The sequence below is a fragment of the Streptomyces sp. UNOC14_S4 genome (assembly GCF_020740835.1).
Taxonomy (GTDB): domain Bacteria; phylum Actinomycetota; class Actinomycetes; order Streptomycetales; family Streptomycetaceae; genus Streptomyces.
In genome coordinates this window covers 1-12,144 of the sequence record NZ_JAINFC010000208.1, presented here as the reverse complement: position 1 = coordinate 12,144, position 12,144 = coordinate 1, and the positions used below count along the sequence as shown (strand labels likewise).

Below are 12,144 nucleotides of genomic sequence, written 5' to 3'. Positions count from 1 at the left end.
GCGGGCTGGCCACCCGCTACGACAAGACACCCGAGAGCTACCTCGCCGGACTCCATCTGCGCGGCGCGATCCTGTGGATCCGCAGCCTCCAACCCACCTGAAGATCCGAACTACGAACACGCTCTAGCACTTTCCTCCCCTGCGTGCCCTTGTCTGGCCAGCGATCCTCCCATCCCTGCCGGCACTTCCCCCGGTCCGGTGGCCCGCTTCCACCCCAACGAACGAATCCGCCAACACTCCTGACGCCCCTCCGACCCGGGTCAAGCTCCGGGCCCTCGCCATGCCCGGAGGAACCGTTGCACGCCAACAGTCACAATCCGGTCACCCCGGCCCACGACCAGGCCGTCACCCACCGGTACCGCGTCCACTACCCCGACCACGCGCCCCGCGAGGACGACCCGCACTACCGGCTCTTCGAGGAATACCGCCGCCGCACCCACCCCACCGCCCGCTGCGCGATGGCCGTGCGCTACGACACCACGGCACACTGCTCCGGCGGCCTGGAACTCCACCACGCGGCCGTGGAGTTCGCCGTGGCCAACGAGGCCGACCCCGGCCTCGTGATGAAGGACTTCCCCGAAGTCCACGACAGCGAGTCCTTCGAGCGGTGGCTGGAGTCGGGCGCATCCCAGCTGGTCTGGCTGTGCACCCACCACCACCGCGGCAGCGCCGGCGTCCACGTGGTCAGCGCCGCCGACTGGGCCGCCGCCCAGTACGCCCCCGGGTTCCTCGAATGACCGCACCGACGCCTTCGCACCCCCAGGTCCGTCATCCGCACGCATCCCTCAACGACCGGCTCGGCGACCGCGTCTCCGCCGCCTTCGGGTCGATGACGGCGTTCTGGGTGCTGGTCGGCTGGCAACTCGGATGGATGGTCCTGGCCGAAGCGGGCATGGGGTGGTTCGGCTCCGACCGGTACCCGTTCGCCTTCCTGCTCTTCCTCTCCAACCTCGTCCAGCTCTGGGCCCTTCCCGTCCTCGGCAACACCGCGAACCGCGCCGACGAGAAACGCCGCGCGAAGGCCGACGCCGACCATGAGGCCCTGACCCACATCGCCCTCCAAATCGACGCCATCGCCACCCACGTCCGCACCGACACCGCACGCAAGGAGGCCTGACCCGGTGGGCATCTACGGCCAGGACTGGTCCAGCTACCAGCCGTCGCAGCCCGACACGAGCGGGCTCTCCTTCGCCTTCGTCAAGATCAGCGAAGGGCTCTCGTACACCAACCCCAAGTGGGTATCCCAACGGGACCACGCGAAGGCCAACGGTCTCGTCTGGGGTGGCTACCACTACCCCCACATGGCCAACGACCCTTGCGGGGAGGCCGAGTTCTTCCTCGCCCAGGTCAACTGGCAGCCCGGTGATCTCGTCGTCCTGGACTGGGAGGGCTACGACGACGCCAACCGGCCCGTGCCGCGGGCCGACCAGGCCGCCTACAAGGAGACCTGGCTGCGGCACGTAAAGCAGCGGCTCCCGTACAACCCGGTCGGCATGTACGCCAACCTCGACTACTGGCGCACCGTCGACGCCACCGGCTTCTACGGCGACTTCCTGTGGATCGCCACCGTCGGCCTGCCCGCGGGCTCACCCGGGATCAGGGCTCCCTGGCTCTTCCACCAGTACAGCGACAACGACGTCGACCGCGACTACTGCCGCCTTGACAACGCCGACGCCCTGCGCGCTTGGACGCTGTCCTTCCAGCTTTCCCTACCGTCCCAGGAGGACGACATGCCCCAGTGGATCACCGGCCCCGTCGTCCCGGGCGACCAGCCCACCGTGGTCCTCATCCCCAGCGGCACCGCGTGGAGCCCGTACCCGAACCGGCGTCTGCACCTGGGCATGGACCAGATCGCCCCGACCCCGCCGACCGGCAGCGTCCGCGTCGCGATCCACGACGGGACGGCCTGGCGCATCCAGAACGTACCGGTCGCCTCGGCCAAAGGCACGGTCGACGTCCCGCTCGCCGCCGACGACGTCAAGATCAGCCTCCAGACGGCAGCGGCCGGGATCACCTACGCGATCGAAACCTGGTGAACAGCCCACCATCCGGCACCACCGAGGGCGCCGCTGCGGCACACCCCGGCCTTCCCCCGAAAGCGGGTTTCTCCATGCCCCGATTCCTCCCCGACCTCGCCGAGCGAACCGCCGCCACCTACCTTGAGGCGTTCCTCGGCCTCCTCCTCGCCGGAACCGTCACCGACCTGTCCACCGCCAAAGCCGCGGCCGTCTCCGCGCTCCCCACCGCCCTCGCCATCGTCAAGGGCACACTGTCCGGCATCCTCAGCAGAACCGGAACCGCAAGCCTCCTGCCCACCCCGAAGGCCCGGACCACACCGCCCACGGGCCCAGCCGCCTCCTGACGAGGATCCCGATGGGCGACGACCTGTCCGTCGGCGAACTCGGCCGAACCGTCGACGCACTACGACGCGAATTCCAGGACGGCATGGCAGGCATCACCGCCCGCCTCGACCGCCTGGTGCCAGCCGACGTCTACACCCTCCAATCCGCACACACCGACGAACGGATCTCCGCACTCGCCCAAGGACTGCAACGGGAAGTGGAAGCCCGGGAGGCCCTGGAATCCCAGATCGAGCGCTACCAGCTCGCGGAGGCCGAACGACGCGAACGGGACCGGTAGGCGCGGCTTTACCACGCGATCGTTCCCCTCCTCATCGGCCTCGTCGCCGCCGCGACTGCCTTGTGGGGCGTGATGGCGAAGTAACCCCATCCCGCTCGCTGGACAGCCACGTTGCGCTTCCGGGTCGTGGTCGGTGGGCAGATGGTGTTGATTGCATAATGGACTTCATGAGTGATCTCGCCCCGACCGGCAATCATGACCTTCCTCGCTTCCTGAGGCAGTGGTACGGCGAACCCACCTCCCCCGGCGCGGACACGGGCGGTGCCCAACGCTCCATTCCTGGCGAATTGACCGAATGGCATGGGGTCGCCGCTCAGTGGGACGGCGTGATCACGCCTCAGAATTACGCCATCCCGCTGCAGGACCTGAAGATCGAGGACGGGAAGGTTCCTTTTTGGGCAGAGAACCAAGGCACGCGGCTTTGGGCATTCGATCCGGAGGATCGAGGTCACGCAGTATACGAACGGGAACCCGGCGAAGATCCTGGACCCTGGCTTCCCGTGGGGGAGAAGCTTTCCGATTTTCTTGTTCATGCCACGATCCTGGAGGCTATCTTTGGGGCTCCGGCAAGCAAAATGCCCCAAGGCGTGGATGTGGAGTTTCTTGTCGCTCGAACAGAGGCCGAGTATCTTGCGTTCTCCGAGTGGAGATGGCCTGCTCCCGGGTCCAGGGTTATGCGGGGGGAGAACTGGCTGGCCTTGGTGCACCCGAGTGGGAGTCCTGGCCCAGGTTATGACGTGATGCTGGCGGCGCTTTCTCTGGAAGACCTGGCCTGGACGGATCGCTTCCCGGAGATTAGGTGGCAGTCTTTTTCGGATTCTGACAGCGCATCTGCTGAACCGCTGCCGTGGTAGACACTTCTGGTAAATGAAGAGGCGGCCGCCCCGTTAGGGGCGGCCGCCTCTTTTGTTGCGCGGGTTAGTCGCGGCGTCCTATGAAGGTTTCAGTCTTATTAGGGGACAGCACCCAGAGCTTTACACCTTCGGGCAGCATGTTGGGCAAGGACTTGCGGCAAACGCTGCAGGTTCCTGTCGGATAGTCGATGTAAAGCACGGCCTTCGTGATGCCGAAGTTCATGCGTAGGAAGGCGGATGCCTTGGCTTCGACGTGAGTCTCGAATCCCTTCACCGCGCCGGGCAGATTCTGGATCAGGTCCGACTGTCCGCCGCGTCCTCCTGACGTGCGCTAACTGGCCACTTCAGCCCGGGGGTGCGGGATCACGACCTCGTCGTCCCGTCGCAGGGAAACGGTGCGTTCCGGGGCCGGGATGCGGATGCCTTCGGCGCGGTAGCGCTGGTGGAGGCGCTTGATGAATTCATGTTTGATGCGGTACTTGTCGCTGAACTCGCCGACACCGAGGATCACCGTGAAGCCGATCCGGGAGTCGCCGAAGGTGTGGAAGCGTACGGCGGGGTCGTGGTCGGGTACGGCGCCGGAGACTTCCTTCATCACGCGTTCGGCGACGTCGATCGTGATCCGCTCGACATGTTCGAGGTCGCTCTCGTAGCCGACGCCCACCTGGACGGTGACGGACAGCTTCTGCTCGGGGCGGCTGAAGTTGGTCATGTTGGTGCCGGCGAGCTTGGCGTTCGGGATGATGACCCGGTTGTTGTTGAGCTGCTCCACCACCGTGTTGCGCCAGTTGATGTCGACGACATAGCCCTCCTCACCGCTGCTGAGCCGGATGTAGTCGCCGGGCTGGACCGTCTTCGACACGAGGATGTGCACACCGGCGAAGAGGTTGGCCAGTGTGTCCTTCAGCGCCAGGGCGATCGCCAGGCCGCCCACGCCGAGGGCGGTGAGCAGCGGGGCGATCGAGATGCCGAGCGTCTGCAGGATGATGAGGAAGCCCATCGCCAGCACCGCGATGCGCGTGATGTTGACGAAGATCGTGGCCGATCCGGCCACGCCGGACCTGGACTGGGCCACGGTCCGTACCAGTCCGCCGACCACGCGGGCGGCCGCGAATGACGCGGCCAGGATGACGCTCGCCGTCAGGATGTGGTTGACAGCCTGCCCGACCGGGCGGTTCAGCGGGAGCGCGGCCGCCGCGCCCGCCAGGCCTCCGGCGATGGCGGCCCACGGGGCCACCGTGCGCAGCACGTCGACGATGATGTCGTCGCCGCCCCACTGGGTCTTGAGCGCCTGCTTGGCGAGCCAGCGCAGCAGCACGCGCAGGACGAGCGCGGCGGCCAGCCCCGCGGCTGTGGAGATGCCGGCGAGGACGGCGTCATCCAGTGTCAGGCCCCGGGTCACCGACGTCCCTTCCGCGATATAGGCGATATGGGCGATATAGAGAGCGGAATGGTGCCGTCATGGAGCACCGGGGGTCTGGTGCAACGATTCGTCACCTTGTACCTGCCTGTTCCTCAGAAATCACGAGCACACCGGGACATGGGGAGGTGGCCCGGTGCGAGGCGATCATCCTGCCCTACAGGGGCGGTTGCCCTGTGCACCTGGGTGGCTTGTACGGTGAGGGCGCGGAGGAGGCGGAGGAGGCCGGTGGGCGGGACGGTACCGAGCCGCGCGGACGCGGTCGCGCTCGTACGGCGCATCATGGCGGCGGACTACGGCTCCGAGGAGGAAGCCGACCGCTGGCTGGACCTTCTCGACAGGGCCCTGGTGTGCCCGTCCGGCCACGTCTGCGATCTGATCTTCCGGCCTCCCGAAGGCGAGCTCTCGGCCGAAGAAGTGGTCGACAGAGCTCTGGCCTACCGGCCGATCGCGCTGTGACGCGGAGGCGGCCGACGGCTCGGGGCCAAGCGGGGCGTGCGGGCCGGGGCCACGGTGTCCCGGCTCCGCCGGTGGTGGTGCGGTGAACCCGTGGCCGTCGCTTCCGGCAGGCGGGATCAACGAGGGACGGTCGCACGTTCCCTCCTGTGGGAGGGCGCGCGAAGGGTGGCGGAAGTGCCGCCGTCGTACGCGTCCCCGGGACACAGGCGGGAACGGGCTACAGGAGTGATGAGAGTGCCGGACGCGGGACATGGCGGGGCGGGCGGATTCGTACGGGACGGCGTGTGGTTCTCCGTCCCGCGGCGCGAGGCCGTGACCGCTCCGGCGCAGGCACTCGTCCTGGTCGACGCCCAGGTCGCGTTCCTGTCCGGGGCGGAGGCCGTGCCGGACGCCGAGCGGCTCGTGGAGCGGCTCGCGACGCTGCTGGAGCGGGCACGTGACGCCGGTGCGGTGGTGGTGCACCTGCGCAACGACGGGGAGCCGGGGGCCGTGGACGAGCCCGGCGCACCCGGCTGGCCCTTGTTCTTCCCCGTGGTGACGTCCCGCCACGAGCACGTCGTCCGCAAGGCCGACGACGACGGCTTCGACGGGACGGAGCTCGGCCCGCTGCTGGAGCGGCACGGGGTGCGGCGTGTGGTGATAGCCGGGGTGCTGTCGGAGATGTGTGTCAGCGCCACGGCGCTCGGCGCGCTCGACGCCGGGCTGGAGGTGGTCCTTCCGCACGACGGGCACGCGACGTACGGGCTGGACGACATCCCGGCGTCGGTGGTGTCCCGGGTGGCCGAGCACGCGCTGGGGTCGGACCCGGAGTTGGTGCGGTCGGTGGACGGGGTGCGCTTCACGAGGGCGGCGGGCTGACGGCCCGGGCACTCCACCTTCTGTCCGGACAGCGCCCGACAGGGTGCTCGGGCCTCCGGTTGCCCGGAGGCCCCCCACGGCCGGTCGGCGCGTTCCGGCACTCCTCGTGGTGCGCGGGAGCGAACGTGCGGGGGATCAGGACGGCGGCCAGGGCGGCCGCGGCGGCCATGACGCCCGCGGAGACCAGGCTCGTGGTGGCGAAGGAGCCGGTGAACGCCTCCTTCGCCGATTCCGCGAGGCGGGCGCCGTCCTGCGGCAGGCGTTCGGCCGCCGACAGCGCGCCCGCCAGGGATTCGCGGGCCTGCTCGGCGGCGTGCGCGGGCAGGCCGTACTCGGCGGTGGTCACCGTGCCGCGGAAGAGCGCGGCGGCGAAGCTGCCGAGGACGGCGATGCCCAGCGCTCCGCCGAGTTCGAAGGACATCTCGTCGACGGCGGCGGCGCCACCGGCCTTGTCGGGGGACACGGCCGCCATCAGGGTCACGGAGGAGGCGGTGAACATGGCTCCGCCACCGGCGCCGAGCAGGACGAGCGCTCCGGCCACCGACGCGTAGCCGCTGTCGAGGCACAGGCCCAGCAGCAACGCGCCGAGCGCGACCGTCGCCAGGGCACCCACGGTGACGGCGCGTATGCCGAAGCGGTGGATGAGCCCGGAGGTGGCGGGCGCGGCGGCCGGCAGCAGGTCCCGCAGCCGGAGCCGGCGGCGTACGAACCACACGAGCAGGGCCGCGCCCGCGGCGAGCGCGATCAGGGTGCTCGAGGCGGCGAGCCCGGCCTTGCCGATCTGCTTGATCCCGTGGACCAGGGCGATCACGCCCGTCATCGACAGGGCCACGCTGAGCGCGTCGAGCCCCGCGTGGGCGCGGCCCGTGGACTCCTGGAGCCACAGCAGCTATGTGGCGTCGGCACCCAGGTCCCGTACCAGGGAGGGCAGGGCGGCGTTCAGGATCGTGGCGAAATCCGGCCCTGCGGGGCGCTCAGCGGCGGGCGCGGGCCAGCCACGGGGTCAGCGCGAGCAGGTCGACGCGCTCCCGGTGGACCGTGTCGCCCGGCAGGGACACCACCAGCCACTGGCCGGGCGGGAAGAACTTCCCCTCGACCCGTACGAGGCCGCGGTACACCGACCTCAGGAAGGCCGGGACGTGGTCGCGGGGCACGTCGTCGAACTCCACTCCGTCGACCGTGATCCTGGCGTCCCCCTCCGGGAACAGCCGGACCGTGACGGCCGGTGCGCCCGCCAGTTCCACGAACGCCTCGTGCGGCAGCGAGCCGTCCGGGTCGAGGACGGCGAACGGGTCGGCGCCGGTGCGCCGAGAGGTCCGGTCGGCACCGATGTCCTCGGAGACGGACAGGCGGACGCCGTGCTCCGCCGCGACGTCCCGTACGGCGGCGAGGGCCGCTTCGGTGGTGGGCAGGTGGGAGTTCTCCATGGCCGTGATCATGCCCCATCGGGAACATCGGGACATCGGGAAGCGGCCGCCGGATCCGTCGACGGCGTTCCCTGTCCTCGGCCCGTCCCGACAGCGCCCCCGGCGACGCGGCCTCCGGCAGGAGGACGACGATGGAACCATGCCCGACAGCTCACGCTCACGCGCCCGCTCGTTCGACCTGGCCGCCGATCAGTACGCGTCGAACCGGCCCTCGTATCCGCCCGAGGTCCTGGACACCGTCGAAGAGGTCCGGGGGCGGCCTCTCGCCGGGTGCCGGGCCGCCGACATCGGCGCCGGAACCGGAATCGCGACGGCCCTGCTGCGCGAGCGCCGCGCCGACGTGATCGCCGTGGAGCCGGGTGCGGCCATGGCGGCCGCGTTCCGCCGGGCGCTGCCCGACGTGCCGGTCGTCCGGGGCGACGGGAACGCCCTCCCGCTCGCCGACGCCTCCCAGGACCTGCTCACGTACGCCCAGTCCTGGCACTGGACCGACACGCCTAGGTCCGTTCCCGAGGCGCTGCGGGTGCTGCGGCCGGGCGGGACGCTCGCGCTGTGGTGGAACACCGAGGCCGTCGACACGCCCTGGGCCACGGCCCAACAGGAGCGCGTCGCGGACCTGTTGGGCACGGCCCCCAAGGACGGCCGACGCCCCGACGACACGCGCGCGGCCGAACTCGCGGGCGTCGCGGGGCTCGCCGTCACGCGGCGGCTGGTGCGCTGGAGCCGGACCGTCCCGTTCGGCACCCATCTCGCCAACGTCACGAGCCGCTCGGCGTTCCTCGTCCTGGACGAGCCGACGAGGCGGGCGTTCGTCACGGAGGAGCGCGACCGCCTGAGCGAGGCGTTTCCGGGCGGCACCGTCGTGGAGAGATACGTGGTGGACCTCCTGGTGGTGCGCCGCCCGTGAGCTTCCACCGGCTTCGGGGCGGACAGGGCCCGGCTGTTACGTTCTGTTACGTTGGCGTGCCCCCCACGGAGCCAGGAAAGGAACGAGGAATCTCGTGCGCAAGGCAGCATGGACAGCAGCTGCGTCCCTCATCGGTGTCATGACGATCGCCGGGTGCGGCGGCGACAGCGGCAGCTCGGATGGGAAGAAATCGGAGGCGAAGGCTAGCGCCGCGGGCTCCGTGGGCTCCGCCGACCCCGCCGGCTCCGGGAAGAAGCCCGGTCGGCCGACCCCCGCGAAGGGCACGCTCGTCGAGCGCGCGGCCGGCTCCTGGAAGTCGATCGGCACGCCCGGCCCGGACACGCTGGACACCCTCACCGTCACCGACGGGAAGGCCATCGCCAAGGGCGCGAAGCTGTCCTGCACAGGCACGTTCACACCGGCCGAGAAGGACGGCAAGGAGTCTGCGACGATCACCCTCACCTGCGAGGGCGGCAAGGACGGCGGACGCGGGCTCGGGCATCTGCAGGTGAAGCCGGACGGTTCGGCCCTCTTCATCGACTTCGACGGTCCGGAGGGCGGCTGGGGCGGTCCGGTCGACAGCTACCGCAGGGCCTGACCGCCTCACGGCCGCATTCCCGTCTCACGCGTCCCGGCCCAGTCCCGTCCCCACCCGACAGCAGTGCGAGGCCGGGCCGGGACGCGCGTGTGCACACGAGGCACGCAATCCCCCTCGCGGGTGAGCCACCCCCTCACGGGTGATTCGAACGATCCGTGGTGCCGTGGCACACCGAGCACGCCTGGGCCGTCGATCGAAGCCGAACATTTGCCCCTTCGTTCGCCCGGCCATCCCCGTGACGCCGATCTGATCAGCCACGTTTCTCCGGGCGACCGCTGACGACCGCCCAGCCATGGAGGAACCATGAATCCCGTACCCGGCCCCGCCGCTCCTCGCGCCGTGTTCGAACTTCCTCTTGGCGGCTCCTGTTGCGGGAGCAACGGCGACGGGACCGAAGTTGACGGGTTCTCCGTCCGTGTTTTCGGGTTTCTCGGGGTTTTCGGGGTTTTCGGGGTTCTCGGGGGTCTCGGATCATCACGCCCGGCACCGAGGTGGGGGGCGTGAGCGGCGGACCGAAGGCGCTCCCCGACAGTCTCCTCGCCTGGGCCGAAGCGTCCCTCGGCGCTCCGGTCCTCGCCGTACACGACGCTTCCGCCGCGCGGCCGTCCTCCCGTGTGTGGGAGCTGGCCCGGCCGGACGGGACCCGGTACTTCCTCAAGTGCCCCGCCGGCGCCGAGCGGTATGCCCGTGAGACCTTCGCCTACCGGCACGCCGTACCGGCACTCGGGCCCGGCTGCGCGCCGCGCCTCCTCGCCAGCGACGCCACGCTGCTGGCCCTGCTGGTCACCGCGCTGCCCGGCGCGTCGCTCGCGTCGCTGCGGCTGACACCGGCCGGTGAGCGAGAGGCCCATCGGCGTGCCGGGGCCCTGCTGTCCCGGCTCCACGCGGCGGGCCGGATGCCCCGCGACATGCGCCCCGCCGCCGAGGCATCGCTGCGAACCGCCGCGGAGACCGCCGAAGAGCACCTCCGGCGTGCCGGGGACCACTTCACCCGCGACGAGCGCCGCCTCGCACGGCAGGCGGTGCGGCAGTTGCGCCGGTCGTGGCAGGTCCCGCTGTGCTTCACTCACGGCGACGCCCGCGCCCGGAATCTCCTGTGTGCCGGTCGGCACACCGCCCTGGTCGACTTCGGGCAGGCCCGGTTCGCCGCCGCGGTGCACGACTTCGTGCTCCTCTCCACCGACGCCTGGGCCGGGCGCCCCGATCTCCGCGCGGCGTTCTTCGCCGGGTACGGCCGCGAACTCGGCGCCGAGGAGCGGCACGTACTGCGATGCCTGGCCGTCGCCGACACCGTCGGCCGCCTGGCCCGGGGGGCTTCGAGCGGTGAGGCGGAGGCCGGTGCCGAAGCACGCGGCCGCCTCGGCCTCCAGCGCCTGCTCGCCGAAGGAGGTCTGGAAAGCGCGCCATTGCACCTGGTTCACGGTGAGCGTGGACGCAAGCAGCTCCGGTGAACATGCCCAGGACGGTGCTGGCAAGTGAGGTCCAGTCCATCGTCCACGATCCATGGCCGCGGCTCGGGAAACGCGGTCCTCCTGCGTGGAGTTCCGGACGGCGTCCGGCATAGAGTGCCGCGCATGAAGATCATCGACCTTGAACCCGGCGACGAGCGCCTCGTGTCGGACCTGCTTCCCGTTCTGCTCGAATTGCGGCCCCACCTCGACGAGGACCTCTTCCATGAGATATACGACGAGGGGCACGGCAGCGGCCTGCGTTTCACGGCCGCGTACGACGACGAGGGCCGGTGCGTGGGCGCGGCGGGCTGGCGCGTCGTCGTCAACACGAGCACGGTGCGCTCGCTGTACGTGGACGACCTGGTGACCGCGTCCGACGCGCGCTCGACCGGTGTCGGTCACCGGCTCCTGGCCCACCTCGAGGACCATGCCCGCGTGTCCGGCTGCCGTCTCCTGACGCTCGACTCGGGCACCCAGCGGACCGACGCCCACCGCTTCTATCTGCGCGAGCGGATGAGTATTTCCGCCTTCCACTTCCAGAAGCCGCTGAGCTGAGGCGGATACCGCAGCCGTCAACCGGGGTGCGCCCCCACGGTGTCGCGAATCTCCTGCCCCAGCCCTTTCGCTCCCTCGCGTGCGCAGTGCGCGCAGCAGAAGAAGCGCCCTTCGACCTCGACGCCGTGGCCGATGATGCGGGCGTCGCACCTCTCGCAGAGCGGTGCGAGACGGGTGATGGCGCACTCGAAGCTGTCGAACGTGTGCGTCTCGCCGGTCACGGTCTTGACCTCGAAGGACAGCCAGTAGTCATTGCCGCAGGTGGTGCAGGTCGCCATCGGGCGCTCCTCCAGGCGTCGGGCTTCGCGTCGGGCCCCGCGTCGGGCTTCGCGCTGCACCTCGCATGTTCCGTCCCCGCGCGTCCCACTCCGGCATGGGCGGGGCAACCCTTCCCTCGAAAGTGGTAGATACCGCCGCTATGTGCCGGTACGGGCCAGGCCCCGGAGGACGTGTGCCGAGCACGTACGGGGAAGCGCGGCGTGCGCGTCCCGGTATCCTGCGCCGACTACCGGCTGCCGGGAGGCTGAGCGACGGTGATCCTGATCCTGCACAAGAGGAACCTGGCCGCCCGCCCCTACCGGGAGTGGCTCGCGGGCGCCGGTCCGCTGGTCCTGCTGGCCGCGGCGGGCACCGGGCCGGGCGAACCGGCCGGCTGGGCGTGGTGCGAGGAGTTCGCCGACTACGGACGGGACGACGCGCTGGAGGCGCGGGCCGTGTGCCTCGGGCGCGAGCACCGGGTACGGCGGCTGGTGTCGCTCGCCGAACGCGATGTCGTGCGCGCGGCCCGCGTCCGGCGCCTGCTGGGGCTGCCCGGCCAGAGCGTGGAGTCTGCGCTGGCCTTCCGGGACAAGTACCTGATGAAGACCCTCGTGGCCGAGGCGGGCCTGCGTGTGCCGCGGTTCAGGAAGGTGGACCGCGCGGAGGACGTGCTGGACTTCGCGGCCGCCGTGGGCGGCCCCGTCGTGGTCAAGCGCC

At 70.4% G+C, this 12,144-nt stretch carries 18 protein-coding genes and 1 pseudogene; 14 read left to right on the top strand and 5 right to left on the bottom strand.

Features of this window, described 5'->3' with window-relative positions; genetic code table 11:
* The 7 genes and pseudogenes from K6I34_RS19575 to K6I34_RS19545 form a co-directional block, all read left to right on the top strand.
* A pseudogene (locus tag K6I34_RS19575) lies at window positions 1–101 on the top strand (IS5/IS1182 family transposase); the annotation flags it as partial.
* Between the two features lie 195 nt (window positions 102–296).
* Entirely contained in the window at window positions 297–737 is a 441-nt protein-coding gene (locus K6I34_RS19570) for a hypothetical protein (protein WP_229327600.1), read from the top strand.
* A complete protein-coding gene (locus K6I34_RS19565) occupies window positions 734–1,117 on the top strand; it encodes a DUF1003 domain-containing protein (protein WP_229327599.1) in 384 nt (127 codons plus the stop codon). Before K6I34_RS19570 ends, K6I34_RS19565 begins: the two co-directional genes overlap by 4 nt.
* 4 nt (window positions 1,118–1,121) lie before the next feature.
* Entirely contained in the window at window positions 1,122–2,036 is a 915-nt protein-coding gene (locus tag K6I34_RS19560; protein ID WP_229327598.1) for a glycoside hydrolase family 25 protein, read from the top strand.
* Window positions 2,037–2,110: 74 nt separating this feature from the next.
* Window positions 2,111–2,362: a hypothetical protein gene (locus K6I34_RS19555; protein WP_229327597.1), complete on the top strand. Its 252-nt coding sequence runs from the start codon at window positions 2,111–2,113 to the stop codon at window positions 2,360–2,362.
* Between the two features lie 11 nt (window positions 2,363–2,373).
* A complete protein-coding gene (locus tag K6I34_RS19550) occupies window positions 2,374–2,640 on the top strand; it encodes a hypothetical protein (protein WP_229327596.1) in 267 nt (88 codons plus the stop codon).
* A 167-nt stretch (window positions 2,641–2,807) separates the two neighbouring features.
* On the top strand, window positions 2,808–3,494 hold the full coding sequence (locus tag K6I34_RS19545; protein ID WP_229327595.1) for a hypothetical protein: 687 nt from the start codon (window positions 2,808–2,810) through the stop codon (window positions 3,492–3,494).
* Between the two features lie 64 nt (window positions 3,495–3,558).
* On the opposite strand, the gene K6I34_RS19540 is transcribed toward K6I34_RS19545, so the two are convergent.
* Together K6I34_RS19540 and K6I34_RS19535 are read right to left on the bottom strand one after the other, a co-directional pair.
* Window positions 3,559–3,780, bottom strand: a complete 222-nt coding sequence (locus K6I34_RS19540) for a DddA-like double-stranded DNA deaminase toxin (RefSeq protein ID WP_238489341.1) — start codon at window positions 3,778–3,780, stop codon at window positions 3,559–3,561.
* A 45-nt stretch (window positions 3,781–3,825) separates the two neighbouring features.
* Window positions 3,826–4,896 carry a mechanosensitive ion channel family protein gene (locus K6I34_RS19535; protein ID WP_229327593.1) on the bottom strand — a complete coding sequence of 357 codons (1,071 nt, stop codon included), beginning with the start codon at window positions 4,894–4,896 and terminating at the stop codon, window positions 3,826–3,828.
* A 300-nt stretch (window positions 4,897–5,196) separates the two neighbouring features.
* On the opposite strand from K6I34_RS19535, the gene K6I34_RS19530 reads away from it, so the two are divergent.
* The gene (locus K6I34_RS19530) at window positions 5,197–5,373 is read left to right on the top strand and encodes an e9imm peptide (protein WP_229327601.1); all 177 of its coding nucleotides are present in this window, start codon (window positions 5,197–5,199) and stop codon (window positions 5,371–5,373) included.
* A gap of 228 nt (window positions 5,374–5,601) precedes the next feature.
* Complete coding sequence (locus K6I34_RS19525) at window positions 5,602–6,231, top strand: isochorismatase family protein (protein ID WP_374230971.1); 630 nt, start codon at window positions 5,602–5,604, stop codon at window positions 6,229–6,231.
* Here K6I34_RS19525 and K6I34_RS19520 read toward each other — a convergent pair.
* Window positions 6,212–7,063, bottom strand: coding sequence for a hypothetical protein (locus K6I34_RS19520; RefSeq protein ID WP_229327586.1), 852 nt, complete (start codon window positions 7,061–7,063; stop codon window positions 6,212–6,214). The two genes, K6I34_RS19525 and K6I34_RS19520, sit on opposite strands and share 20 nt — an antisense overlap.
* A 142-nt stretch (window positions 7,064–7,205) precedes the next feature.
* On the bottom strand, window positions 7,206–7,658 hold the full coding sequence (locus tag K6I34_RS19515; protein ID WP_229327585.1) for a hypothetical protein: 453 nt from the start codon (window positions 7,656–7,658) through the stop codon (window positions 7,206–7,208).
* Between the two features lie 139 nt (window positions 7,659–7,797).
* Here K6I34_RS19515 and K6I34_RS19510 point away from each other — a divergent pair, with 139 nt between their 5' ends.
* The 4 genes from K6I34_RS19510 (at window position 7,798) to K6I34_RS19495 (ending at window position 11,169) form a co-directional block, all read left to right on the top strand.
* Window positions 7,798–8,565, top strand: a complete 768-nt coding sequence (locus K6I34_RS19510; RefSeq protein WP_229327584.1) for a class I SAM-dependent methyltransferase — start codon at window positions 7,798–7,800, stop codon at window positions 8,563–8,565.
* A 94-nt stretch (window positions 8,566–8,659) separates the two neighbouring features.
* A complete protein-coding gene (locus tag K6I34_RS19505; RefSeq protein WP_229327583.1) occupies window positions 8,660–9,163 on the top strand; it encodes a hypothetical protein in 504 nt (167 codons plus the stop codon).
* Between the two features lie 500 nt (window positions 9,164–9,663).
* Window positions 9,664–10,614, top strand: a complete 951-nt coding sequence (locus K6I34_RS19500) for an aminoglycoside phosphotransferase family protein (protein WP_229327582.1) — start codon at window positions 9,664–9,666, stop codon at window positions 10,612–10,614.
* A 123-nt stretch (window positions 10,615–10,737) separates the two neighbouring features.
* Complete coding sequence (locus K6I34_RS19495; RefSeq protein ID WP_229327581.1) at window positions 10,738–11,169, top strand: GNAT family N-acetyltransferase; 432 nt, start codon at window positions 10,738–10,740, stop codon at window positions 11,167–11,169.
* Window positions 11,170–11,186: 17 nt separating this feature from the next.
* Here K6I34_RS19495 and K6I34_RS19490 read toward each other — a convergent pair whose 3' ends face one another.
* Entirely contained in the window at window positions 11,187–11,447 is a 261-nt protein-coding gene (locus tag K6I34_RS19490; RefSeq protein ID WP_229327580.1) for a Prokaryotic metallothionein, read from the bottom strand.
* A gap of 255 nt (window positions 11,448–11,702) precedes the next feature.
* Here K6I34_RS19490 and K6I34_RS19485 point away from each other — a divergent pair.
* The coding region (locus tag K6I34_RS19485; RefSeq protein WP_374230969.1) for an acetyl-CoA carboxylase biotin carboxylase subunit family protein at window positions 11,703–12,144 on the top strand (442 nt) is incomplete at its 3' end.

Excerpts from the sequence above, each read along its gene's own strand:
- K6I34_RS19565 (WP_229327599.1), top strand. The coding sequence starts at position 734 with ATGACCGCACCGACGCCTTCGCACCCCCAGGTCCGTCATCCGCACGCA.
- K6I34_RS19555 (WP_229327597.1), top strand. The coding sequence starts at position 2,111 with ATGCCCCGATTCCTCCCCGACCTCGCCGAGCGAACCGCCGCCACCTAC.
- K6I34_RS19550 (WP_229327596.1), top strand. The coding sequence starts at position 2,374 with ATGGGCGACGACCTGTCCGTCGGCGAACTCGGCCGAACCGTCGACGCA.
- K6I34_RS19545 (WP_229327595.1), top strand. The coding sequence starts at position 2,808 with ATGAGTGATCTCGCCCCGACCGGCAATCATGACCTTCCTCGCTTCCTG.
- K6I34_RS19530 (WP_229327601.1), top strand. The coding sequence starts at position 5,197 with ATGGCGGCGGACTACGGCTCCGAGGAGGAAGCCGACCGCTGGCTGGAC.
- K6I34_RS19525 (WP_374230971.1), top strand. The coding sequence starts at position 5,602 with ATGAGAGTGCCGGACGCGGGACATGGCGGGGCGGGCGGATTCGTACGG.
- K6I34_RS19515 (WP_229327585.1), bottom strand. The coding sequence starts at position 7,658 with ATGGAGAACTCCCACCTGCCCACCACCGAAGCGGCCCTCGCCGCCGTA.
- K6I34_RS19510 (WP_229327584.1), top strand. The coding sequence starts at position 7,798 with ATGCCCGACAGCTCACGCTCACGCGCCCGCTCGTTCGACCTGGCCGCC.
- K6I34_RS19495 (WP_229327581.1), top strand. The coding sequence starts at position 10,738 with ATGAAGATCATCGACCTTGAACCCGGCGACGAGCGCCTCGTGTCGGAC.
- K6I34_RS19490 (WP_229327580.1), bottom strand. The coding sequence starts at position 11,447 with ATGGCGACCTGCACCACCTGCGGCAATGACTACTGGCTGTCCTTCGAG.